29 protein-coding genes and 1 pseudogene are annotated in these 23,257 nt (G+C 64.8%); 12 read left to right on the forward strand and 18 right to left on the reverse strand.

The window, feature by feature from the left end:
• Positions 1 to 68: 68 nt before the first annotated feature.
• Together flgH and flgA are read right to left on the reverse strand one after the other, a co-directional pair.
• Positions 69 to 845, reverse strand: coding sequence for a flagellar basal body L-ring protein FlgH (flgH, locus tag QGG75_12395; GenBank protein MDP6068031.1), 777 nt, complete (start codon positions 843 to 845; stop codon positions 69 to 71).
• 18 nt (positions 846 to 863) lie between these two features.
• The gene (gene flgA, locus QGG75_12400; GenBank protein MDP6068032.1) at positions 864 to 1,595 is read right to left on the reverse strand and encodes a flagellar basal body P-ring formation chaperone FlgA; all 732 of its coding nucleotides are present in this window, start codon (positions 1,593 to 1,595) and stop codon (positions 864 to 866) included.
• Between flgA and fliM the strand changes: the two genes are divergently transcribed.
• The 11 genes from fliM (at position 1,581) to QGG75_12455 (ending at position 9,301) form a co-directional block, all read left to right on the forward strand.
• Complete coding sequence (gene fliM, locus QGG75_12405; protein MDP6068033.1) at positions 1,581 to 2,573, forward strand: flagellar motor switch protein FliM; 993 nt, start codon at positions 1,581 to 1,583, stop codon at positions 2,571 to 2,573. The genes flgA and fliM overlap by 15 nt on opposite strands.
• Entirely contained in the window at positions 2,570 to 2,992 is a 423-nt protein-coding gene (locus QGG75_12410) for a DUF6468 domain-containing protein (protein ID MDP6068034.1), read from the forward strand. The genes fliM and QGG75_12410 overlap by 4 nt, the downstream gene beginning before the upstream one ends.
• A gap of 50 nt (positions 2,993 to 3,042) precedes the next feature.
• A complete protein-coding gene (locus tag QGG75_12415) occupies positions 3,043 to 3,735 on the forward strand; it encodes a hypothetical protein (protein ID MDP6068035.1) in 693 nt (230 codons plus the stop codon).
• Positions 3,736 to 3,887: 152 nt separating this feature from the next.
• Positions 3,888 to 4,274, forward strand: a complete 387-nt coding sequence (locus QGG75_12420; protein MDP6068036.1) for a response regulator — start codon at positions 3,888 to 3,890, stop codon at positions 4,272 to 4,274.
• A gap of 25 nt (positions 4,275 to 4,299) precedes the next feature.
• Positions 4,300 to 4,440 (forward strand): hypothetical protein, encoded by a 141-nt coding sequence (locus QGG75_12425; protein MDP6068037.1) that lies wholly within the window; start codon positions 4,300 to 4,302, stop codon positions 4,438 to 4,440.
• A 71-nt stretch (positions 4,441 to 4,511) separates the two neighbouring features.
• Entirely contained in the window at positions 4,512 to 5,192 is a 681-nt protein-coding gene (locus QGG75_12430) for a hypothetical protein (protein ID MDP6068038.1), read from the forward strand.
• Positions 5,193 to 5,195: 3 nt separating this feature from the next.
• Entirely contained in the window at positions 5,196 to 5,591 is a 396-nt protein-coding gene (locus QGG75_12435) for a flagellar motor protein MotB (GenBank protein MDP6068039.1), read from the forward strand.
• Positions 5,588 to 5,917 (forward strand): OmpA family protein, encoded by a 330-nt coding sequence (locus QGG75_12440; protein ID MDP6068040.1) that lies wholly within the window; start codon positions 5,588 to 5,590, stop codon positions 5,915 to 5,917. The genes QGG75_12435 and QGG75_12440 overlap by 4 nt, the downstream gene beginning before the upstream one ends.
• Entirely contained in the window at positions 5,907 to 7,649 is a 1,743-nt protein-coding gene (locus QGG75_12445) for a hypothetical protein (GenBank protein ID MDP6068041.1), read from the forward strand. The genes QGG75_12440 and QGG75_12445 overlap by 11 nt, the downstream gene beginning before the upstream one ends.
• Positions 7,650 to 7,655: 6 nt before the next feature.
• Positions 7,656 to 8,768, forward strand: coding sequence for a hypothetical protein (locus tag QGG75_12450; protein MDP6068042.1), 1,113 nt, complete (start codon positions 7,656 to 7,658; stop codon positions 8,766 to 8,768).
• A 2-nt stretch (positions 8,769 to 8,770) separates the two neighbouring features.
• Entirely contained in the window at positions 8,771 to 9,301 is a 531-nt protein-coding gene (locus QGG75_12455; protein ID MDP6068043.1) for a hypothetical protein, read from the forward strand.
• Here QGG75_12455 and QGG75_12460 read toward each other — a convergent pair.
• The 6 genes and pseudogenes from QGG75_12460 to QGG75_12485 form a co-directional block, all read right to left on the reverse strand.
• The gene (locus QGG75_12460) at positions 9,298 to 9,720 is read right to left on the reverse strand and encodes a PaaI family thioesterase (GenBank protein ID MDP6068044.1); all 423 of its coding nucleotides are present in this window, start codon (positions 9,718 to 9,720) and stop codon (positions 9,298 to 9,300) included. The genes QGG75_12455 and QGG75_12460 overlap by 4 nt on opposite strands.
• Positions 9,707 to 10,327, reverse strand: coding sequence for a class I SAM-dependent methyltransferase (locus QGG75_12465; protein MDP6068045.1), 621 nt, complete (start codon positions 10,325 to 10,327; stop codon positions 9,707 to 9,709). The genes QGG75_12460 and QGG75_12465 overlap by 14 nt, the downstream gene beginning before the upstream one ends.
• On the reverse strand, positions 10,327 to 10,698 hold the full coding sequence (locus tag QGG75_12470) for a hypothetical protein (protein MDP6068046.1): 372 nt from the start codon (positions 10,696 to 10,698) through the stop codon (positions 10,327 to 10,329). Before QGG75_12470 ends, QGG75_12465 begins: the two co-directional genes overlap by 1 nt.
• Before the next feature lie 17 nt (positions 10,699 to 10,715).
• Positions 10,716 to 11,069, reverse strand: coding sequence for a hypothetical protein (locus tag QGG75_12475; GenBank protein MDP6068047.1), 354 nt, complete (start codon positions 11,067 to 11,069; stop codon positions 10,716 to 10,718).
• 88 nt (positions 11,070 to 11,157) lie between these two features.
• Positions 11,158 to 11,397, reverse strand: a pseudogene (locus tag QGG75_12480) (CoA-transferase).
• Positions 11,398 to 11,482: 85 nt separating this feature from the next.
• The gene (locus QGG75_12485; GenBank protein ID MDP6068048.1) at positions 11,483 to 12,394 is read right to left on the reverse strand and encodes a CoA-transferase; all 912 of its coding nucleotides are present in this window, start codon (positions 12,392 to 12,394) and stop codon (positions 11,483 to 11,485) included.
• Between the two features lie 311 nt (positions 12,395 to 12,705).
• On the opposite strand from QGG75_12485, the gene QGG75_12490 reads away from it, so the two are divergent.
• On the forward strand, positions 12,706 to 12,999 hold the full coding sequence (locus QGG75_12490) for a HigA family addiction module antitoxin (GenBank protein ID MDP6068049.1): 294 nt from the start codon (positions 12,706 to 12,708) through the stop codon (positions 12,997 to 12,999).
• A gap of 30 nt (positions 13,000 to 13,029) precedes the next feature.
• On the opposite strand, the gene QGG75_12495 is transcribed toward QGG75_12490, so the two are convergent.
• The 10 genes from QGG75_12495 to QGG75_12540 form a co-directional block, all read right to left on the reverse strand.
• Complete coding sequence (locus QGG75_12495) at positions 13,030 to 13,737, reverse strand: SDR family NAD(P)-dependent oxidoreductase (GenBank protein MDP6068050.1); 708 nt, start codon at positions 13,735 to 13,737, stop codon at positions 13,030 to 13,032.
• 8 nt (positions 13,738 to 13,745) lie between these two features.
• Positions 13,746 to 15,197: an amidophosphoribosyltransferase gene (gene purF / locus QGG75_12500; protein ID MDP6068051.1), complete on the reverse strand. Its 1,452-nt coding sequence runs from the start codon at positions 15,195 to 15,197 to the stop codon at positions 13,746 to 13,748.
• A 5-nt stretch (positions 15,198 to 15,202) separates the two neighbouring features.
• Entirely contained in the window at positions 15,203 to 15,883 is a 681-nt protein-coding gene (locus QGG75_12505) for a CvpA family protein (protein MDP6068052.1), read from the reverse strand.
• Positions 15,876 to 17,264 (reverse strand): DNA repair protein RadA, encoded by a 1,389-nt coding sequence (gene radA / locus QGG75_12510; protein MDP6068053.1) that lies wholly within the window; start codon positions 17,262 to 17,264, stop codon positions 15,876 to 15,878. The genes QGG75_12505 and radA overlap by 8 nt, the downstream gene beginning before the upstream one ends.
• 28 nt (positions 17,265 to 17,292) lie before the next feature.
• Positions 17,293 to 18,084, reverse strand: coding sequence for an ATP-binding cassette domain-containing protein (locus QGG75_12515; protein ID MDP6068054.1), 792 nt, complete (start codon positions 18,082 to 18,084; stop codon positions 17,293 to 17,295).
• Positions 18,081 to 18,866, reverse strand: coding sequence for an ABC transporter permease (locus tag QGG75_12520; GenBank protein MDP6068055.1), 786 nt, complete (start codon positions 18,864 to 18,866; stop codon positions 18,081 to 18,083). The genes QGG75_12515 and QGG75_12520 overlap by 4 nt, the downstream gene beginning before the upstream one ends.
• Positions 18,863 to 19,957 (reverse strand): alanine racemase, encoded by a 1,095-nt coding sequence (gene alr / locus QGG75_12525; protein MDP6068056.1) that lies wholly within the window; start codon positions 19,955 to 19,957, stop codon positions 18,863 to 18,865. The genes QGG75_12520 and alr overlap by 4 nt, the downstream gene beginning before the upstream one ends.
• An 11-nt stretch (positions 19,958 to 19,968) precedes the next feature.
• Positions 19,969 to 21,504, reverse strand: a complete 1,536-nt coding sequence (locus QGG75_12530) for a replicative DNA helicase (GenBank protein ID MDP6068057.1) — start codon at positions 21,502 to 21,504, stop codon at positions 19,969 to 19,971.
• Between the two features lie 173 nt (positions 21,505 to 21,677).
• Positions 21,678 to 22,904 carry a cyclopropane-fatty-acyl-phospholipid synthase family protein gene (locus QGG75_12535; GenBank protein ID MDP6068058.1) on the reverse strand — a complete coding sequence of 409 codons (1,227 nt, stop codon included), beginning with the start codon at positions 22,902 to 22,904 and terminating at the stop codon, positions 21,678 to 21,680.
• Between the two features lie 163 nt (positions 22,905 to 23,067).
• The coding region (locus tag QGG75_12540) for a hypothetical protein (GenBank protein ID MDP6068059.1) at positions 23,068 to 23,257 on the reverse strand (190 nt) is incomplete at its 5' end.

Genomic DNA, 23,257 nt, shown 5'->3' on the forward strand with positions numbered 1-23,257 from the left:
AGGGTCCTATGAAAGAGAAAAAGGCCGATCGATTTTTCGACCGGCCTTTTTTACGCTTAGCAGGCGCTTCAGAAGGGCAGGATTATGTCGAGCACCTGCTGGCCGTAACGGGGTTGTTGGACATCCGTGAGTTGGCCGCGACCGCCGTAGGAAATGCGGGCTTCGGCGATCTGGCTGGAGGCCACGGCGTTGCTGGAGCTGATGTCCTGGGGCCGCACCACGCCGGCCACCAGCAGCTCGCGGACTTCGAAGTTGACGCGGATTTCCTGATGCCCCCAGATCACCAGGTTGCCGTTGGGCAGGACCTGGGTGACCACGGCGGCGACCTGGAAGGTGATGCTCTCGGAGCGCTCCACAGTGCCCTCGCCAGTTTGGTTGGACGATGACGACAGGTTGAGCAAATCGGTGCCGCTGGTCAGGGCCTGGGGCAGCACCCGGTTGAGCGAGGATTGATAGCCCAGGAAGCCGGTGACGTCGTCGTCCTCGCTATTGGTGCGGCTGCGGGTCGTCGAGTTCTCGATCTCGGCCTCGTCCTCGATCGACACCGTCACTGTCAGGATGTCGCCTACCTTGGCCGCGCGCTGATCCTTGAAGAAGGCGCGGGCGCCGGGCCGCCACAGCGAGTTGGCCATGTGAGAGGGGCGCTCGGGCTCGGGCATGGGCATGCTGACGGAGCGGTACGAGGGCGCCGTGACCGGGTTTTCGATGGGATTGAGCTGGGGCGCCGCACCGATGTCGCCGACCCTGTTGAGAACGTTGCAAGCGGTCAAGCTGCCGGCCAGCAAGGCCAGGGCGGCAAAGCGGCTCAGGTTGGCGGCGTGGCCTGGTTTGGCGAGGATGGTCATGACAATCACCTGGGACAATTATTTGCGGAGCTGGGCGAGTTGGTGTTTGCGGATGGCGACCGTTACCCGGCCCGGCGCCACCACCACCGCCTCGACGGTTCTGTGGGTCTGGGTGTTGACCACGCGGATGGCGTCGCCCAAGCTGCCGTTATCCTTGGCCCGGCCCGTGACCATCAAGGTCATGCCCGGAATGCTGACGGCGATGGTGACCAGTTCACCCTTGGCGACGACCACGGGCCGCTGCAGATCGCGGCGGCGCAGTGGTTCATTGACCTTGACCGGGCGGCGCGGCGTGAAGCCGACCAATTCGTCGATATCGACCACCTGATTGCGCTTGAGATTGCGGCTGCGGATCTCGATCCAGTCGACATCGTCGCGGCTGATGACCTGGCCGACCTTGACCGGGGCGTTGAGTACGGGCACCTCGACCAGGGTATGGACCTGGCCGCTGATGCGGTAGCCCCGCGGCGCCTGATCGGCCGCCTGGGGCGGCACCAGGAGCGCCCGGAAGCGCCCGCTGCGGCGGTTGTACTGCAGGTTTTCGACGCGCACCGTCGGCTCCTCGTCGAGGGCCACCCGGATGGCTTTGCGCTTGGCCATGGCGACCTGATAGCGGCCGTCGAGGCCGGTGGCCTCCAGGCTTTGCCGCAGCTGGGCCAGGATCTCGCTGGGCGGCACGATCTGGCTGGCGCGGGTCACCCGCACCACCGGATATTGGCCGTCGAAGTCGAGTTTGTGGGCGCTGGCCACGCGCTCGATCAGGCGTCGCCGGACGATGATGAACTCGCCCGGCGCCGGCGCCGCTGTGACGCGGCTTTTGGCTGCCTGGCCGGCCCCGGCAATCAGGTCGCCAAGCGTGATGTAGGCGCCGCTGACCGTAACGTGCCCATGCTCGAGGTGGTGTTCGACCGTCTGGTTCGCCTGATGTCGACGTCGCTGCGCAATTTCACCTCGGACAACGTCGAGGTGTCGCTCGACAACATCACCTCGATCCGTTTCGGCGACTATCTCAACTCGATTCCGCTGCCTGTCATCCTCAGCGTCTTCCGGGCCGAGGAATGGGACAACTACGGCCTCATCACCGTCGACAGCGCGTTGATCTATTCGATCGTCGATGTCTTGCTCGGGGGGCGGCGCGGCACCGCCGCCATGCGCATTGAGGGCCGGCCCTACACCACCATCGAGCGCAACCTGGTGGGCCGCCTGGTGAGCGTGATTCTGGCTGACATGGGAGCTGCCTTCGAGCCGCTCAGTCCGGTCACTTTCCTTTTCGACCGGCTGGAGACCAACCCCCGTTTCGCCACCATTGGCCGCGCCGCCAATGCCGCCATCCTGATCAAGCTGCGGGTCGACATGGAAGATCGCGGCGGCCGCGTCGAAATCCTTTTGCCCTATGCCACCTTGGAGCCGGTTCGCGAGCTCTTGTTGCAGATGTTCATGGGTGAAAAGTTCGGCCGCGACACCATTTGGGAAAGCCATTTGGCAACCGAGTTGTGGTACACCGATATTGCCCTCGAAGCAGTGCTGGACGAACAGGTGATGTCGTTGCGCGACGTCATGGACTTCCATGTCGGCCACACCATCATGCTCAACGCCTCAGCCGAAACGCCGGTCGAAGTGCGTTGCGGCGGCGTAGCGCTGATGGAGGGACGCATGGGCCGGATCGGTGATACCATGGCCATTCGTATCGAACCTGGAGCCAAGCCCACGGAAAAGAGCCCGACATGACCGGCCTGCTTCTCGATGCTGCGGTCGCGCTGTTGCTGTTGGCCACCATCTTCTATTGCGTCTTGTTGAACCGGCGGCTAACGGCACTGCGCGCCTCCTACGACGATTTGCAACGGCTGTTCAGTGGTTTCAGCCGTTCGATCGAGCGCGCCGAGGCCGGCATCACCGGGCTCAAGATTGCCGCCCAGGAAGTCGGTGGCGACCTGCAGGAACGCATCGACAAGGCGCGCGCGCTGGCCGACGAACTGGCCTTTCTGACCGATCGCGGCGATCGTCTTGCCGATCAGGTGGCCGACGCCGGGCGCCAGCGGCCGGAGCGCGGCGAGGCGGAAACGCCGTTCGTGCCGCCGCCACCGCCGCCGGGCCTGGAATCGGAATCGGAACGTGAACTTAGAGAGGCGCTGAGAGAAGCCCGCTAGGGCGTGGCGGTGCTGCGGGCAAAGCAGCGCGGATACATGGGATACGGATCATGATTGGGCGACTACGCATTCTACCTTTGATGATTGTGCTGGCGGGATTGCTGTTCAGCGTCAAGCTTGGTGGTCTGTGGCAGGGCGCCGAGGGGTTGAGCGCGGGCGTCACGCCGGCCCGGGCTCAGGACAAAGACGAGAAAACAGAAAAATCCAAAGCCGAAGTCGACGCCAAGGACGAGGACGACGGCGACAAAGCAGCTGAGGGCTCCGACGACGACGAAAAGGAATCCGATAGCGCTGCCGAAGACGACGGCGAAGGCGAGCCCCAACGTTTCAGCAAGGCCGAAATCGAAATGCTGCAAAGCCTGGTGGGGCGGCGCGAAGCCCTGAACAAGCGCGAGCGCGAACTCGACTTGCGGCAAAACCTGCTGATCGTGACCGAGCGCCGCGTGGAGCAGAAGATCGGCCAACTCAAAAGCATCGAAGCCACGATTCAATCGTTGCTCAAGGAATACGACAAGGGCAAGGAGGCGAAAATCAGGCGTCTGGTCAAGATGTATGAAACCATGAAGCCGAAAAAAGCGGCCGCCATCTTCGAGGACATGGAGAAGGAGATCCTGCTCGACGTGACCGAGCGCATGCGCGAAGTCAAGATGGCCCTGGTGCTGGCCGCCATGAAGCCGGCTTCGGCCAGGGCCTTGACCAGGGAGTTGGCGAACCGACGCAGCCTGCCCGAGACCGGCGGCTGAGGTCGAGGCCGGCCGTGCCGCCTTGCACGTTTTGGAGACAAAGCCTGGCGGCTTCGTTCAGCTATCGTTAACCAATATTTTTTACATTTCGAGGACCTTTGGGGGACGTGGTGTTTCATCACGTGTAATTGCTGGGTTCCGAGGAGTGGAGAATGGCGGTAGACAAGAATCTTAACATCCTCATCGTCGATGACTACAAGACGATGCTGAGGATCATACGAAATCTTCTGAAGCAGCTTGGCTTCGACAATGTTGACGAAGCGACCGACGGAAGCATGGCCCTGCAGAAATGCAGGGAACGATCATATGGGTTGATCATTTCGGATTGGAACATGGAGCCCATGACCGGCCTTCAGTTCCTCAAGGAGGTGCGGGCCGACGAAAAGTTGAAGGCCACGCCCTTCATCATGGTGACGGCCGAGAGCAAGACGGAAAACGTCATCGCTGCCAAGCAGGCCGGCGTCAACAACTACATCGTCAAGCCCTTCAACGCGGAAACCCTGAAGAAGAAGATGTCGGCGGTAATTGGCGAGTTCTGAGCCGGGCATGGCTTTGGCCACAGCCATGGACGGGGAAACCTCGCTCAAGCTTCAGCAGATCACCACCAAGATCTATGAAGTGCCGAATTTTCAGGATATTACAGGGCAGAGGACCACCAAGGTCGTCAAGGCGGCGGGGCATGATATCGACGCCCCGTTCGACTGAAAAGCCGGCCGCGGGCTGATAAAGCAAATGGAGCGGCTGGCGCCTGGGGTGAGAAGGACCGGCGAAACAGCATGCAAGATGACGCTCCTTGGGCAGCCGCAGATAACCGTGATTCCGGCATCCTGATCTTCCTTGGGCTGTTCCTGCTGCTGCTGGCTTTCTTCATCATGCTCAACACCATCGCCAGTCGCGATGCGAGCAAGTCGGAATCGGCCATGGACAGCGTCAATTCCGCCTTTACCAAGCCGTACGTATCCTCCGCCTTTCGTGTCGAGCGTATCATCGATCTGGACACCACCCTGGTACCCGACAAATTCCGCGGCGATATCCATGCCGCTTTCAGTGCCCTGACGCCGACCCCGAAAGTGGCGACAGTGGGTACGTCGGGAATCCTCAAGGTGGTAATGGCGACCGATGAGATCTTCGAGCCGGGCTTGACCGACCTCAGGGCCGATCGCGGGGAATTGTTAACCGCCATGGCATTTGCACTCTCGGGCGAGTCACCGGGCCTGCGCCGAGAGGTCGAGATGTTGATCGGCAGCGGCAGCGAACTGCCGCGTCAGGTCACGGCCGAAGGCAATCTGGAAGCGGCGCGCATCGGTGCCCTGGCCCGGGCGCTGCGTCAGTTGGGCGTGCCCGGCATCAGCCTGAGCCCCGGTCTGAAGCCGGGTGATCGCAGCAAGATCGTGTTCTTCTTTTTCTCGCGCCAGGAAAAAGCGGCCCAGATCACATTCGAGCCGACAGCGAAGTAGTCCGTGACGCACGAACACGACATGCCGCCGAAGCAAAGGATCAATCAGGCCTGGTTGATTACCTTCACCGACTTGACGGCGCTATTGCTGGCCTTCTTCGTGCTGCTGTTCTCCATGAGCGAAGTCCAGCAGGGTGCCTGGGAGGCCGTGGTCCAATCGCTTTCGATCAAACTCAACTCGGTCAAGAGGGGGCCGACGAGCAAGCAGGCCAGTCATCTACCGGTAACCGAGATATTCATTCCCAAGGCTGTCGACCTGTCCTACTTCCGCAGCGTGCTGGCCGACAAGGTGCGTGGCGTCGAGGTGCTGGAACGCGCCGTCATACAGCAACTCGACGACCGTATGGTGATCTCTCGTTGCCGGCCGATGCGCTCTTCGAGCGCGGCAGCGCAACCTTGACCGAAGAGGCCATGAACGCGGCCATGGTGCTCAGCAACGCTCTCCTGGTGGTGGGAAATCGGGTCGACGTGATCGGCCACACCGATCCCGACCCGGTGCAGTCGGCGGCCTATCCTTCGAATTGGGAGCTCTCGCTGGCCCGGGCCACAGCCATGGCGCTGGCGCTGAAGGATTCGGGTTATCCCAACCAGATCTCGGCTTTCGGCTATGCTGACTCACGCTTCGAGGATCTCAGTTTCGAGCTTAGTGAGGAGCGCCGGTACCAGCTCGGCCGCCGGGTTGATATCGTGGTGCGGGAAGGGGCAGGGGTGCGCAGTGACAAATAAGCTCCGACTGCTGTTGATCATGGTGTCCTGGCTGCTGGCGATGCTGGCCACGGGCGCCGAGGCGGCGGACAAGGTGCGCACACGGGCCTGGGCTCACCCCGGTTTCGGGCGCCTGGTGTTCGACTGGCCGGCGCCGGTCACTGTCAAGGTTGGAATTAACGACCAGAAGCTGGTCATCACCTTCGCCCGGCCCTTGGAGACCGATCTCTCGCGCGTCGACCGCTACCTCGGCGCCTACGTGCGCAAGGGGACCGGCAGGCTGGCTGGCAACACGGTGACGTTGCCGCTGACCGGCAACTTCACCGCCAGCTCCCGCAGCAGCGGCAATGCCGTGGTGGTGGACATCAAGCCGAAAGGCGGCCAGGCGGCGCCGAAAGCCCCATCGAAAACCCCGCCAAAGACCGCGAGCAAAAACCCGACGGCGGTAGCGGGCGGCGGTCCGCCGGTGCGAGTGCGGGTCGGCGAGCACCCCGGCTTCACCCGCATGGTTTTCGACTGGACGGGCGACGTGCGCTACCGCGTCGATCGCCAGGGAACCCAGGTGAAGGTAGAATTCGACCGCTCCAACGCCATTGCCGTGGCGCCGTTGGCGCGCCGCCTGCCGGCCCGCGTAACGGCCGCCAAGGCCAGCGTCGGCGGCGGCAAGTCGCGGGTTTCATTGGGCATTGCCGCCGAGGCCCGGCTGCGTCACTTCCGCAGCGGCACCAAGGTGGTGCTGGATGTGCTCGACAAACCGGGCGGGCCGAGCGCCAAAGAAGCGCCCAAAGCGAGGCCGGCGCAGCAAGCGGAACCCAAGGCGCCACAACGTCCGCAAGCCGCCGCCAAGCAGCAAAAGGCCGGCGCGGCGCCGAAAATTTCGGTCGAGGCGGAAAAGGGAGGGAAGGGGGCCGCCGCCGAAACGGATGTGCAGGAACAACTTGCGGCGGACGCGGAGGGTGCCAAGCGCAACGGCAAGGCCAAGGATTTGGCGTTGCACTTCGAGCAGGGTGCGGACGGCTTCACCCGCCTGCGATTCGAATCCAAAAAGCCGGTGCCGTTCGCTGTTTTCCAGCGTGCCGGACATCTTTGGGCGGTGCTCGACGAACGCTATCAGGTGGACATACCGGAGGTTCCCGAGGTGGCCAAAGGAAGCGTCTTTTTGGCCGAGCAAGTTGCCAATCCCCGGGCCACCACATTCCGTTTCCGATTGCGCCCAGGACTTGGCCCGGCGGTGTCGCGCCAGGGCGCGGACTGGATCGTCGACCTGTCGCCCGAGGCTGGCGGCCCCTCAAGGCTGATCGAGCTCAGACCCCAGCCGGCGGCCAAGAGCGGTCCCCGGATCTTTCTCTCGGTGCTCAATGTGGGCAGTGTGGTGCGAATTCAGGACCCTGAGGTTGGTGACGAAATCCAGACCGTACCCGTCATGGCGCCGGGCAGCGGCGTCGAGCGGCGGCGTGATTTCGTCGAATTCCGTCTGCAGCCCGCGGCCCAGGGCGTGGCCGTGCTGGCCTGGGCCGATGGCGTCGAGATCAATACACTGCGCAACGGCATAACCATCAACACCAAAGCCGGCCTGGTCATCAGCGGCGTTCCTTCGGCCCAGGAAAAAGACGCCGAAGGCGAGGAAGATTCCGCGGCCGCGGCGGAGGCAGCCCAGGAGGAGACCACGGAGGCCCAGCTCTTCAAGTATGAAGAGTGGCTGATCGACACCAAGGTGCCGGTGCGCCGCATGAAGCGCGAGCTTCAGTACTAGGTTTCCATGACACCGGCCGGTCAGCGCAATGGCCCGCGCTGGCGCCTCGCCAGGTACCTTTTCGCCAGTGGTTTGGAGGCCGAGGCGCTGGGCGTTCTGGCGATCATCGGCGAGCACGCGCCCCGGGTGGCCGAGGGCAAGGATTTCAGGGCGCTCAGGGGCGCCGCGCGCTACCAATTACGCCAACTCGAGGCGGCCCAGGACGATCTTCTGGATGCCGAGCTCGACGGCGACCGCGAGGCGGCGCTGTGGCGCGGCGCCCTGCTCACCGAAATGCAGGAATTCGAGCGCGCTCACGATCAGTTCTCATTCGCCGGAACGGCGGTAACCCGCTTCCCGCCCAAGATGCAGACCCAGTTCCGGCTGCGTGCCGCCAAGGCGGCGCTGCGAGCCGACGATTTGCAGATGGCCAACGAAGAACTGGTGGCTCTGGCGGCCCAGGAGCTGGATCTCGAGATGGCGGCCGAGGTCGACTTGGTGCGGGGCGAGGGCTTTGAGATCGTCGGCGAGGAGGAGCAGGCGCTCGATACCTTCGACGCCGTGATCACTGCCAAGTTCCGGCCCAGCGGCGCCCGGGCAGCCTTCAATCAGGCCAACATGATGCTCAAACGCGGCGACATTGCCGCCGCCGAGGCCATCGATCGTTTCGAAAGACTGCGCTTCGCCTGGCGCGGCGACGATTTCGAAGTGGGGCTGCTCAAACGTCTGGGCGAGCTCTATCTGCAGGAAGGCGATTACCGCAACGCCTTGACCGCCATGCGCAGTACGGTGACCAATTTCCCCGAACTGCGCGAATCACGCGCCCTTACCCAGCAGATGAACGACATCTTCAGGCTGCTCTACCTCGACGGTGAGGCCGACGAGCTCGAACCGGTATCGGCGCTGGCGTTGTATTACGATTTCCGCGAACTGACACCGGTCGGCAAGATCGGCGACGAGATGATTCGCAAGCTTTCCGACCGTTTGGTGGCCGTCGACCTGCTCGACCGTGCCTCGCAACTGCTCGAGCATCAGGTCAAGTTCCGCCTCAAGGGCCCCGAACGGGCCAAAGTGGGAGCCTCGCTGGCCTTCATCAACCTGACCAACCGCGCAAGCCGCAGAAGGCGCTCGACATCCTGACCATGAGCCGCTGGAAGCTGTTGCCGCGGGACATTGCGACCAAACGCCGGCATCTCAGGGCCCGTGCCCTGGCCGACCTCGACCGCAACAACGAAGCGCTGGAGGCGTTGATTAACGACGACAGTCGCGAAGCCAACCTGATTCGCACCGATGTCTACTGGCATGCCGAGGAATGGCCGCGTGTGGTGAACGCCATCCAGGCCCTGCTGGGCGAGCGTTGGAGAAAGGAAGCGCCGCTGACCGAGGACGAGAATCAATGGCTGCTGCGTATGGCGGTGGCGTTGATGTTGGCCGACGATCTCCAGGGCATCGCCCAGCTGCGTCAGCGCTACCAGCCGAAGATCGCCGACACACCGCAGGCCGAAACCTTCGAAGTCCTGACTTCGAGCGTCGATCCCACCAGTCTCGAATTCCGCAAAGCGGCCAGCGCCGTGGCCCAGATCGGCACGCTCGAGGCCTTCCTCAAGCGCTACCGCGAAACCATGCCCGAAAGCGGCGGCGGCACCTCGGAACCCAAGGTCACAGGCGGCTAGGCTTCCCCTGGCGGGATCGAGCTGGTGCCGAGGATATGGGCCACTGGGTCGGGATCGCCGTCGGAAAAGATCTGCACCTCGCCGACGCACAGCCGCCTGCCTAGTTTGAGCAGGTTGGTCTGGCAGAGCATGTCGATGGGTTTGGGCGCGCGCAGAAAAGTGATGTTGAGGCTGGTGGCCAGGATCAGGTCTTTCCTGCCGATGACGTTCATGATGGCGATATAGAGGGCGAAATCGGCCATGCCCATCATGGCCGGTCCCGACACGGTGCCGCCGGGCCGCACCATGACCTCGCGATAGGGCATGCGCAGGCGCACCCGCGGGCCGTCCAGCTCCTCCAATTGCAATCCCAGCAGCGCCACCAAGGGCACGGCGGTGCGGCAAAGCTCAGTGACTTCGGTTTCGTCAAGTTTGTTCATCTGATGGTGCCCGGGCCTCTATGGTTTTGACCACGTCGAGATAGACGTTGCTGACCTTTTCGATGGCGAAACCGGCGGCTTCGACGTTGGCCACGGTGTCGCGGTTGACCTCGGGGCCCAAGTAGCGGCAGAGCGGGTTCATGACATCGAGCATGAGCCCGAAGGGGAAGGTCCGCGAGCCGGTGTGCTCGAACATGGCGAGTTGGCCGCCGGGCTTGAGTACGTGGCGTAGGGCCCGCAGCCCGGCTACCGGGTCGGACACCGAACAGAAGGTACAAGAGGTATAGACTTGGTCGAAGGAGGCCGCGGCGAAGTCCATCTGGTGGACGTTCATCTGCCGTAGCGTCATGTTTCCTTGGTATGAGGCGGCGCGGGGCGCTGCCTTTTCCAGCATGCCGGCGCTGATGTCGATGGCCGTGATGTCTTGGCCGGGCGGGAAGGCGGCAAAATCGAGCCCGGTGCCAGCGGCGAGAAAGAGCACCTTGCCCTGCATGCCGGAAAAGAGCCTCGTTTTGTGGGGCAGCCAGCGCTTTTCCGGGCCGAAGCCGCCCGTCAGGTCATAAAGCGCGGCGGCCTTGTCCCACCTCTTTTGGGCTCTCTCGTCCATCAGTCCACCTCGCCCTGCAACTGCGACTGCAGCAGATAGGTGAACGCCAGGCAGAGAATTCCGATGCCAGCGCCGCTCTGCAGCGCTTCGGCGCCGCCTGTACCGGACATCACCGCCTGCATGCCGCCCGCCATGCCGGCCATCATGCCGGCCAGCGCCGTGGGCAGGGCGATCTCCATAGCGCCGAAGAAGGGAGAGAAGAGAAAGCCGCCGAGCGCGCCCACTACCATGCCGAGGAACATGCCCAACACCATGGCGACGCCAAACCACCAGTTTTGCGGCAGCACGGCGTAGGTTAGCCAGCCGGCGGCGGCGCCCAGCGAGGTACAGGCCAGCACGTCGCCGAAGACGAAATAGAGCCGTTTTTCCATGCTTTCCGTTTCCCCCTCTAGCTGCGCCAGAACCCCTCGGTGTCGATCTGGTGCAGCGCCGCCATTTCCTCGCTCGTCGGCGCCAATGTCTCAACCATCTCGGGCCGGCATCTGAGTGCCCAGCCGGTGTTCTCGATCACCTCCTCGGGCGTGTGCCCGGGATGGACCGAGGCCAGGTGCAGCTCTTTCTCGGCGCCATAGGGGCGCAGGATGGCACGGTCGGTGATAACGGCGGCCGGGCCGCCGCCGGGCAGGCCGGCCCGGGTTCGGCTCTCGCCGCCCTCGAGGAAACCGCTCGACGAGACGTAATCGACGCGCTCCACCAGGCGGTGCTTCTGGTGGTTCATGATGGCGATCAGGCGTCCCGCCATGGCGGCGATGTCGGTGGCCCCGCCGGTACCCGGCAACTTGATTTTTTGGGGCCGTGAAATCGCCGATGTAGGACGAGTTGATGTTGCCGAAGCGGTCGATCTCGGCGCCGCCGATGAAACCGGCATCGGCGTGGCCGCCGCTCAGCAGTCCCATGATCTGGACCAGCCCCGTGCTCCAGGCGGCGCCCAACTGGTTGGGGCCGTCGGACATGGTGTAGAGCATACCCTGGGCTGGTTGATAGCGTGCGATACCGCATTCGAAGAGGCCGACGGCGTTGGGGGCGTGGGTCAGGCGGGCGACCCCGAAAGCCGTGATGGGCAGCCGCATGCCGACGAAGATCCGCTCATGATCGGCGATCTCGCGGGCCGCCGCGACGATCATCATCTCCTGCGTTGAATAATCCGCCATGGGCTTACTCGGCGGCCCAGTTGGCCGGCGCGGAAAGTGCTTGGCCCTGGATGCGCAGTGCCTCGAGGCGCTGGCCCAGTTTGGCCCGGTAGCTGGCTTGGTCGGCCACTTCGCGCACCCATTCGTCGCACCAACGGGCAAAACCCTCGGCCTCGCGGCTGGCCTCGTGGTAGTCGTTGAAAAAGGCGTTGTCACGCTGCCAGCAGCCGGTCAGCGGCGCCGGGTGGCATCCGGCCGGAACGTGGCAGACGACGGTGACCAAAAAACCGGGGAAGAGCACGCGGCCGGGATCCGAAGCGATGACCTCGGGTTCGACGATCTCGTCCGCCAGCACGATGACCCGGGCGGCGGCGATGGCGGATTCCTGACTGACGCCAGTCGAGCCCCAAATGTGCGAGTTGCCGAAACGGTCGGCCCGCTGGGCCATCAAGATAGCGACGTCGGGCTTCAAGGGCGGCACCAGGGCCACAGGTTCCACGGCTTCGGCAAACGGGTTCTCGGCCAGTCTGATGGCCGGGTTGGAGGCGGTAATATCGGAGCCCAATACGGATTTGATGGGCACGTAAGGCAGCCCGTAGGCGCCGGCAAACAGCGCCATGCCCAGTGCCAGGTTGGAATGGTCGTTGATGCGGATGGGGTGGGGCAGTCCGGCCTCGGCGGCCCGGCGGTAGTTGTGGCCCAGCCCGCCCGAGACACTGCCCACCCAGGCGCCCGTGACCTGACCGACGCAGCCCGCCCCGATCAACAGGTCGGTCGACATGTCGGAAATCGGCGCGATGAGATTGAGCTCGCGCCGGCCCTGGCGGATCAGCTCAAAGCCGGCGGCAAAGGGAATGGCGTGCTCCAACGCCGCCCCTAGCACCACGCTGTCGCCGTCGCCGACGTGGGCCGCGATGGCGTCCCTGAGCTCAACCAATTTGTCGCTGCTGATAGCAAGATCTCCGGTGGAACGGCTGGCGGGCGAAAGTCCGCGGGATAGATAGCAAATCCCCCGTCGCCGCACAAACGCCGTGCCCGCCTTCGTCTTAGCCTGTCAATATTGGAAATTTGACACCTGTACCGATACACGGTACAAAAAAACATGATAAGAGCCTTCAAACATCGTGGGCTGAAAAGGCTTCATGAACGAGGTGACCGGAGCAGGTTGCGGCAAGCCAAGCTTGAAGCGATCGAAGACGGCGCTGCGTTTGACGTTGATCTGCTTGACTATCACCAGGAGGCGTTGGAATAGCCGTGAAAAATCCTCCCCATCCCGGCCGCTCGATAAAAAACGCTTGTCTTGATCCGCTGAACCTCTCGGTTACAGAAGGCGCGGAAAGGCTTGGCGTCGCACGTCATACCCTGTCGCGGGTCGTCAACGGTCGTGCCGGCATTTCGCCGGAAATGGCGATACGGCTTGAAAAGATGGGTTGGAGCAACGCTCGGGCCTGGCTGGCAGCGCAGTCCGCGTACGATCTTGCCCAAGCGCAGAAGTACGCCGGCAAGATCAAGGTTGTGCCGCTGGAAGCCGCTGGAGCATAGCCCGGATTTCCACTCTGGCTGCGGCCCGCCCTAACCCGGGCTGACGATCTCGCCGTTGCGTTGGCAATCAGGCGAAGCCAATTCGACGAATACGTCGGTAATGCTTTCCGGCCTTGCCAGCTCGTCCGGGTCCTCGCCGGGGAAGGCCTGGGCGCGCAGCCGGGTGGCCAGGGTGCCGGGGCTGACCAGGTTGGCGCGCACCGCCGTCTTCTGCACTTCGGCGGCGTAGATCCGCACCAAGGCCTCGAGCGCCGCCTTGCTGGCGGCATAGGCCGCCCAGTACGGATATACGCCCTGCGTCACCCCTGAGGTGACGAAGACCGCGCGGCCGGCGGGCGAGGCCCGGAGCAGGGGGTCGAAGGAACGGATCAGCCGCCAGTTGGCCGTGGTGTTGACGGCCAAGACTTGCTCCCAGGTCTCGGGCTCGAAGTGGCCGACCGGGCTTAAGCCCCCCAGCATGGCGGCATTGCCCAGCAGCACGTCGAGGCGGCCCCAGCGTTCGGCCAGGGCGACGCCCAGGCGCTCGATGCCGGCGCCGTCGGTGAGGTCCAGCGGCACCAGGGTGGCGCTGCCGCCGGCCGCCTGGATGCGGTCGTCGCATTCCTCCAGGCCGCCCACCGTGCGGGCCACCAAGATGACGTGCGCCCCTTCGGCGGCGAAGCGTTCGGCCACGGCGGCGCCGAGGCCCCGCGAGGCGCCGGTAACAAGGGCCACCCGGTCCTGCATTCGCGGTACCACGCGGCGCTTCAGGCCTGTTCGGCCAGCAGTGAAAGCTGGGCCGGGGCGTCGCCGTCGTTGTGATCCACCAGTGTGATGGGGTAGGCGCCGGAGAGGCAGGCGTCGCAGTACTGCGGCTCCTCATGCCGGCCGCTCTCACCCAGGGCCCGATAAAGCCCCTCGATGGAAAGGAAGGCCAGGCTGTCGACGCCGATGAATTCCTGCATGGCCGGGATATCCATGCCGGCGGCCAGCAGATCGTCCTTGTCCGGCGTGTCGACACCGTAGAAGCAGGGATCCGAGATGGGCGGGCTGGCCACCCGCATGTGGACCTCGGCGGCGCCGGCGTTGCGCATCATCTCGACGATCTTGGTCGAGGTCGTGCCGCGCACGATGGAATCGTCGACCAGCACCACACGCTTGCCTTCGATGTAGGCGCGGTTGGCGTTGTGCTTGAGTTTGACCCCCAGGTGGCGGATCTGCTCGCCGGGCTCGATGAAGGTGCGGCCGACGTAGTGGTTGCGCACGATGCCGATCTCGAAGGGGATGCCCGCTGTGTCGGCAAAGCCGATGGCGGCTGGCGTACCGGAATCGGGCACCGGCACGCAAATGTCCGCCGCCACTGGTTTTTCGACCGCCAGCTCGGCGCCGATGCGCTTGCGCACCTCGTAGACGTTGAGGCCCTCGACCAGGCTGTCGGGCCGGGCGAAGTAAATGTATTCGAAGATGCAAAAGCGTGAATCGGCGGCGGCAAAGGGCGACAGGCTTTGCACCCCGCGGCGGTCGATGACGATGATCTCGCCGGGGGCTACGTCACGCACGTGCTGAGCGCCGATGATGTCCAGCGCGCAGCTTTCGGATGCCAAAATATGGGCCCCATCCAGCGTGCCCAGCACCAGCGGCCGCACCCCCAGCGGGTCGCGCATGCCGATCACGGCGTCGTCGGTCAGCGCCACCAGCGCGTAGGCCCCGACGACGGAGCGCAGGGCATCGACGAAGCGGTCGATGACGCCGGAATAGGTGCTGGTGGCGATGAGGTGGATCAGCACTTCGGTATCGGATGTCGATTGGAAAATGCTGCCCTGGTCGACCAGGGCACGCCGCAGCGCCCAGCCGTTGGTAAAGTTGCCGTTGTGGGCCATGGCCAGGCCGCCGAAGGCGAACTCGGCGAACAGCGGCTGGACGTTGCGGAAAAGCGTGCCGCCGGTGGTCGAATAGCGCACGTGGCCGACCGCGGTGTCGCCTTCCAGGCGGGTCATGACCTTTTGCGAGCCGAAGATGTCGCCGACCAGGCCGAGCGCCCGGTGGGTGTTGAAGTGGCTGCCGTCGTAGGTGACGATGCCGGCCGATTCCTGACCCCGGTGCTGCAAGGCGTGCAGCCCCAGCGCCGCCAGGGCAGCCGCGTCGGGGTGGCCGAAGATGGCGAAGATGCCGCACTCGTCGCGCATGCGGTCGGTGTTTTCCAAGAGCTTGCCGGCCATGGCCCTTACTGATTGCTTCTGATGAGCTGTTCGAGCTGCTTGCGGGGCGACCTTTTGTAACCGGTTTCGCCGCCGGAGTCGCGGGCCTTGTCAGGCACACGGGGCAGGAAGCCGCTTTCCTTACCGCTTTCTGTGGCTGCCGGCAGGGGCCTGCCGGCGGCGGCCGGTGTCTGGCATTGCTCGCGGTATTTGCGCGGCACCAGCGTGCACAGCATGTTTTTGCCGGTGCGCGCGATGGGCATGACACGGGCCTGGTGCAGCCAGGGAGGCTGTTCCGCCGGGGGCAGGAACATTTCCACCAGCAGGTAGGCGATGCAGACCACGACGGCGCCGCGCAGCAGGCCGAAGAGAAAGCCCAGCGAACGATCCAGTGCGTTCAGTGTGCTGTCGCGCACGCGCCGCGCCAGAGCATGGGCGAGGAAGGAAAACAACACCAGCGCCACCAGGAAGGTGGCCACCGAGGCTGCGATCTTGGGCACCGGCGCCGACATGGGGATGTACTGTTGGGCCAGCGGCTCGACCAGCGGCAGCAGGTAAAGCGTGGCAAAAGCGGCGCCGACCCAGCCGGCCACCCCCAGCACTTCCTTGACGAAGCCGCGCACAAAAGCGAGCCCGGCCGACAGCAGCAACACCACCGCGACCCCCAGGTCGACGACGTTGATGGGAAGGTCGGCCAGGCTATCCATCGTCGGCCCACGATTGAGCGCCTTCGCCGCCGGCCTCGAAACGCCGCACCAGGTCGGCAAGCTGGGTCAGCTCATCAAGCTCCAGCGTTGCCTGGCGGCGTTGTCGAACGGCCGGGGCCAGGGCCCGCGAGAAGCCCAGTTTTGCCGCCTCCTTCAATCTCAGATCGGCCTGGCTGACGGCACGGATCTCACCCGAAAGGCCGATCTCGCCGAACACCACGGCGCCCTCGGGAACCGGCACTCCGGTGAGCGCCGAGACCAGCGCCGCCGCCACCGCCAAGTCGGCACCCGGCTCGCTGATGCGCAAGCCGCCGGCCACGTTGAGATAGACGTCGCGCCCGCCCAGCGCCAGGCCGCAGCGCGCATCCAGCACCGCCATCACCATGGCCAGCCGACCCGAATCCCAGCCCACCACGGCGCGGCGTGGCGTGGCCAGTGACGAGGTTGCCACCAGCGCCTGGATCTCGACCAGCACCGGCCGCGTGCCTTCGATGCCGGCGAAAACGGCGGTGCCGCTGACCGGGCGTTCGCGTTCACTGAGGAACAGCGCCGAGGGATTGGCGACCTCGGCCAGGCCGCGGTCGGTCATCTCGAAGACGCCGATCTCGTCCGAGGGTCCGAAGCGGTTCTTGACGGCGCGCAGGATGCGGAACTGGTGGCCGCGCTCGCCCTCGAAATAGAGCACCGTGTCGACCATGTGTTCGAGCACCCGGGGGCCGGCGATCTGGCCCTCCTTGGTGACGTGGCCGACCAGCAGCATCGTGGTGCCGTTCTGTTTGGCGAAGCGGATCAGCTCCTGGGCGCTGGCCCGGACCTGGGAGACCGTACCCGGTGCCGATTCCAGATTGTCGAGGAACATGGTTTGGATGGAATCGATCACCACCACCCGCGGCGGTGGCTGGCCCAGGCTGGACAGGATGTCGCGCACGCTGGTGGCGGCGGCCAGGCGCACCGGGGCCTGGCCGAGCCCCAGGCGGCGCGCCCGCAGGCGTACCTGATCCACGGCCTCCTCGCCCGAGATGTAGGCGCAGTCGACGCCGGCCGCGGCCAGTCCCGCCACGGCCTGCAGCAACAGCGTCGACTTGCCGATACCGGGGTCGCCGCCGACCAGCAGGGCCGAGGCCGGCACCAGGCCTTCGCCGGTCACCCGGTCGAGTTCGCTGATGCCGGTGGTCAAGCGCACCAGCGCCTCGGACTTGCCGTCCAGCGGTACGAATTCGAAAACCCGGCCGCGGCCCGCCGACAAGCCCTTGGGCGGTTGTGGCGGCGCGTTTTCCTCGACGATGGTGTTCCAGGCCTGGCAGGCTTCGCACCGTCCCGACCACTTGGGCGTAACCGTGCCGCAGTCTTGGCAGACGTAGCGTTCGGCCAGCCGGGCCACTAGGGACGGGCTCCCTGAGGACGGGCATTCACGGCTTGAGGACTTCCATGGCGATGGGGCCTTCGGCGCGGCCGTTGATGAACTGGTCGACATGGGCGTTGGCGCTTTCATCGATCTCGGCCACCGGCCCGGCCCAGATGATGCGGCCCTGGTAAAGCATGGCGACGCGGTCGGCGATCTTGCGGGCACTGGCCATGTCGTGAGTGGTCGAGAGCGCCGTGGCGCCCAACTCGCGCACGCATTCGACGATGAGGTCGTTGATGACGTCGCCCATGATCGGGTCGAGCCCGGTGGTCGGTTCGTCGAAAAAGATGATTTCGGGCTCGGTGGCGATGGCGCGGGCCAGACCGACGCGTTTTTTCATGCCGCCGGAAAGCTCGGCCGGGTCGAGCTCGCCGACCTCCGGCCCCAGGCCGACCTGGGCCAGTTTTTCCAGCGCCACGCCTTTGGCTTGGTCGCGGGCCATGCCCTCGCCCTGGATCAACCCGAAGGCGACGTTTTCCCAGACGCTTAGGCTGTCGAAAAGCGCCGCGCCCTGGAACAGCATACCGAACTTTTTCAGCACCCGGTCGCGGTCCGTGCCGCCTATGCCGACGACCGGCTCGCCGTCGACCGCGATGTCGCCCTGGTCGGGCCGCAACAGCCCCAGCACGCACTTCAGCATGACCGATTTGCCGGTGCCCGAGCCGCCGATCACCACCACCGATTCGCCGCGCCCGATGTCGAGGTCGAGGCCGGCCAGCACGGGCTTGGGGCCGAACGCCTTGTGCACGTTCTCGAGCTTGATCTTGGGCGCCGCTGGGTTGCTGTCCGGGCTCATTTGGCGAAGAAGATCTCGGTTATCAGGTAATCCGACGCCAGGATCAGAATCGAGGCCGAGACCACGGCGTTGGTGGTGGCGGCGCCGACGCCCTGGGCGCCGCCGCGGCTGTGGTAACCGTGATAGCAGCCCATCAGGGCGATCAAAAAGCCGAATACCGAGGCCTTGACCAGACCCGAGATGACGTCCAGGGCCTCGAGGAACTCAACCGTGTTGTTGAGGTAGGTGGCCGGATTGAAGCCCAGCTTGTGGATGCCCACCAGATAGCCGCCGAAGACACCGATGACGTCGGCCACCAGTACCAGGAGCGGCAGCATGGTGGCGCCGGCGATCAGGCGCGGCGCCATCAGGTATTTGAAGGGGTTGGTGCTGAGCGTGCTCAGCGCGTCGATCTGCTCCGTCACCTGCATGGTGCTGAGCTCGGCGGCCATGGCGGCGCCGACCCGGCCGGCCACCATCAGGCCGGCCAGTACCGGGCCGAGTTCGCGGGTGATGCCGATGACGACAATCGTGGCGACGGCGCCTTCGGCGTTGAAGCGCGACGAGCCGGAATAGATCTGCAGCGCCAGCACCATGCCGGTAAACAGCGCCGTCAGCCCCACCACGGGCAGCGAATAATATCCGATCGAGAGCATCTGGCGACCGATCAGACGCAGGAACCAGGGTGGTTGCAGACAGTGCAGCACCGAGGTGACGGTGAAGATGGCGATACGCCCCAGTGTCTCCAGCGCGGCGATGAAGAAGCGGCCGATGGTGGCGAGAAAGCGGGTCACCAGGGTCATCGCGGCGTTTCCACATCGGCTGCGGCGCCGAGATAGCGGCGCCGGTAGCGCCGGCCCAGGCCGGTTAGCAGTTCGTAGGAAATGGTGCCGGCGGCTGCAGCCAACTCGTCGATGTCGACCTCGCCGCCGAGCAGTTCGACGAGGCTGCCCGGCTGAGCCGTCTGGGGCGGCAGCGCGCTTACGTCGAGGGTGATGAGATCCATGGAAACGCGTCCGACAAGCGCAACCCGAACACCCGCGATGGAGGCAAAGCCCCGTTGGCTGAGCGATCGCGGATAACCGTCGGCGTAACCCACGGGAACCGTTGCGATGCGGCTTGGCCCGGTCGCTCGGTGGGCCGCACCATAGCCAACGGTCTGGGGGCTGTCAATCTCGCGCACCTGGGCGATTTTTGCTTGCAAACTAACCACTTGGCGCACTGGATTAGGTCCCGAGGCAAGCGGGTTTCCGCCGTACAAACCGATCCCCGGGCGGGCCAGATCGAAGTGGTATTGGGGCCCCAGCAGGATACCGGCGGAGTTGGCCAGGCTGGCCCTTGCCGGTGGCAATTGGGCGCGAAGGTTTTGGAAAAGCCCCAGTTGAGCGGCGTTTTCGGGCCGTTCCGGCTCGTCGGCACAGGCCAGGTGGCTCATCACGTAGCGGAGCTCGATGCCGGCCAGCCGCTCGGGCTCGGCTGCCAGCGTGGCGACCTCCGCGGGCGGCAAACCTAGCCGCGACATGCCGCTGTCGAGGTGCACCACCGCCGCTCCCCGCCAGCGCTCGATCTGGCCCAGGTCGTTGAGCACCGGCAGCAAACAATGTTCGGCGAATTCAGCCTCGCTGCCGGCCACGGGTCCGTTGAGCACAAAGATCTCGGCGCCGCCACCCAGCACATCGCGGGCGGCAATGCCCTCGTCGAGGGTGGCGACGAAGAACTGGCGGCAGCCGGCCGCCGCCAGCGCCGGAGCCACGTTTTCGAGGCCGCAGCCGTAAGCGTCGGCCTTGACCGCGGCGCCGCAGCTGCCGGCGTCGAGCTGATCGACGAAAAAGCGGTAGTTGGCTGCCAGCGCCGCGAGATCGATGGTCAGGATGGTGGCGTGGCGGGCATCCATGTTCGGCCCGCTTACATGGGCTCGGGCAAGTGGTCGTAGGTATCCAGGTTGTCGAATTTGGTGAGCGAGGCGTTGAAATGGACCTTGACGGTGTCGGTGGGGCCGTGGCGTTGCTTGCCGACGATGATCTCGGCCTCGCCCCCCACCACCTGCAGTTTTTCCAGCCATTCGTGGAAGCGCATGTTGAATTCGGCCTCGGTCTCGTCCTTGCGCTGCTTGGGCTTGGGGTTCGAGCGCATCCAGTAGTATTCCTCGCGGTAGACGAACATGACGACGTCGGCGTCCTGTTCGATGGTGCCCGATTCGCGCAGATCCGCAAGCTGCGGCCGTTTGTCATCGCGTTGTTCGACGGCGCGGCTGAGCTGGCTCAGCGCCAGCACCGGTACGTCGAGTTCCTTGGCCAGGGCCTTGAGGCCGCGGGTGATCTCGGAAATCTCCTGCACCCGGTTGTCCTGGTAGCGGCCGCTGGAGCTGCCCAGAAGCTGGAGATAATCGACCACCACCAGGCCCAGATTGTGCTGGCGCTTGAGGCGCCGCGCCCGCGTGCGCAAGGCCGCGATGGAGAGGCCGGGGGTGTCGTCGATGAAGAAGCGCAGCTCTTCCAGCCGGTTGCTGGCGGCCACGATCTTGTGGAACTGCTCGCTCGAAACCTGGCCGCGGCGGATCTGGTTGGAGGGGATCTCGGTGGTCTCGGCCAGCAGTCGCAGCGCCAGTTGCTCGGCCGACATTTCCAGCGAAAAGAAACCCACCACGGCACCGTCGACCGTTCGGCTCTGGCCCAGCTCGTCGCTCTCGACTTTGTAGGCGTTGGCGGCGTGGAAGGCGATGTTGGTGGCCAGCGCCGTCTTGCCCATCGAGGGCCGGCCGGCCAGGACCACCAGGTCCGAACGGTGCAGCCCACCGAGCAGCTCGTCGAGGTCGCTGAGGCCGCAGGGCACGCCGGTCAGCCGGCTGTCGCGCTTGAAGGCGGCCTCGGCCGATTCGATGGCCACGAGCAGCGATTTGTCGAAGGACTGGAAGCCGCCCTCGGTCTGGCCGCTTTCTGCCAGGTGGAAGAGCTGCTGCTCGTTTTCCTCGATCTGCTCCAGGGCGGACTGGTCGACGCTGGGATCATAGGCCCGGTTGACCATGTCCTCGCCGAGTTCGATGAGCTGGCGGCGCAGGAAGTGGTCATAGATGGTGTGGCCGTAGTCGCGGGCGTTGATGATAGTAACGGCGTGGGCCGCCAGGCGGCCCAGGTACTGCGCGCCGCCAACCTCGCTGAGCGCCTCGTCGCGTTCGAAAAAGGCCTTCAGGGTGATCGGGCTGGCGATCTGGCCGCGTTCGACGAGCTTGATGCAGGCCTCGAAAATGCGCCCATGCACGGGCTCGAAGAAATGCTCGGTCAGGAGAAAATCGGCCACCCGGTGAGCCGCCTCGTTGTTCACCAGGATGGCGCCCAACAGCGCCTGTTCGGCTTCGACGGTGTGCGGCAGCTCGCGATAACCGGGGTCTTCATTGCCGTCTTCAACGGCGTTGAGGTGGCTGGTGTCGCGGGCTGGATCCATGGGTCGGATTCATAACACCGGGCCGGACGTTTGGCACCAGCAGCCGTCACATGAGAACAAAAAAGCCGGGGACGGTACTTTTCCACAGCCCCCTAATGACGGGAATGAAATGCTGGCGCGCTGTCATGAACCCAATTTCAGGAATGACGGCCTGTGACTAAGCCCACGAAAACTCAAGCTGCGGCAGAGCGCCGCTGGGGTGCCTGGCGCTCACCCTCGTCGAGATAGGCGCGGGTGATCGGTACGGCGTCCTGGCGCTTGGCGAATTGGATCTGAAAGACCAGGTGGCCGCCGTAGCGGAACATGGCCTCGGAGGCCGCCAGGTAGAATTCCCACATGCGCAGGAAACGCTTGTCGTAGAGCTCCATAACCTCGTCGCGGTTCTGGGCCAGGCGTTGGCGCCAGGCCCGCAGGGTCTCGGCGTAGTGCAGCCGCAGCACCTCGATGTCGGTGATCACCAGGCCGCTCCGCTCGATGACCGGGACGACTTCCGAAAGCGCCGGCGAATAGCCGCCCGGGAAAATGTACTTGCGCGTCCAGGGCGAGGTCGAAGCGGGGCCGCCGGCGCGGCCGATGGTATGCAGCAGGGCGACGCCGTCGTCGCTCAAGAGGTCACGGCACTTGGCGAAGAAGGCGGGATAGTGGCGCGTGCCGACGTGCTCGAACATGCCAACCGAGACGATACGGTCGAAGCTGCCCTCCAGCGACCGATAGTCCTGCAGTTGGAAATCCACGCGGTCGCCGAGATCAGCCGCTGCGGCGCGCTGGCGAGATACCCGGTGCTGCTCCTCCGATAGCGTCACGCCGACCACCCGGGCGCCGCTCTCTCGCGCCAGATGGAGGCCGAGCCCGCCCCAGCCCGAGCCGATGTCCAGCACACGCTGTCCTGGTGTCAGCAGCAGCTTGGCGGCAAGGCGTCTTTTTTTGGCCTCCTGGGCCTCTTCGAGGCTGAAGTCCGGCTGGCCGAAGTAGGCGCAGGAATACTGCCGGTCGGCATCCAGGAAAAGTTCGTAAAGGCGGCCCGAGAGATCGTAATGATGGGCCACGTTGCGCCGCGAGCGGCTGGCGGGATTGAAATGTCCGAGCCGCCGGACCAGCAACTCAAGGGCCCCGCGACAGCGATGCAGCCAATGGCCTTCGATGGTCGCCAGGTTGGCGGCGCAAAGCTCGAGCAGGCCATAGACGTCGCCTTCCTCGATGCTCAGGCGGCCGTCCATGTAGGCCTCGCCCAGGCCGGGGTCGTAAGCGAAGAAAAGCCGATGCCCCAACGCCCGATCATGGAAGCGCAGCACGATGCGCGGTTCCGGGTCGTTGCCGAAGACATGCCGCCGTCCGCGGGCGTCGATGATTTCGAGGCGCCCAGTCCGAAACCTATTCCTCAGCAACCTGCTCAGCACCACCGCAACGCCTCTCTCTCTGTTACCAGACAGAAACGCGAACCCAGCGATAGGATATTAGCAAATTCCGACGCTTGTGAAAATGCGTTACAGGAAAAAAAAGGGCGGAGCTATCCTTTATCGAAAAGGTAGCTCCGCCCTTGTTGTAAAGGTGGCAAAGTGCGGACTAGGTAGCGTTCTCTTCGCTGTCGCCTTCGGTTTCCGCGCTGGCCTCGGAATCGCTTGCGGCTTCGGGTTCCGCCTCGGGCGTGGCCTCCGCCTCGGCCTTGGTCTCGGTCTCGGTCTCGGTCTCGGTCTCGGCTTCCTCTTCGTCCTCGGCCTGGGGTGCCAGGGCGGCGTCCTCGAAGAATTGTTCG

The sequence above is a fragment of the Alphaproteobacteria bacterium genome (assembly GCA_030740435.1).
Lineage (GTDB): Bacteria > Pseudomonadota > Alphaproteobacteria > UBA2966 > UBA2966.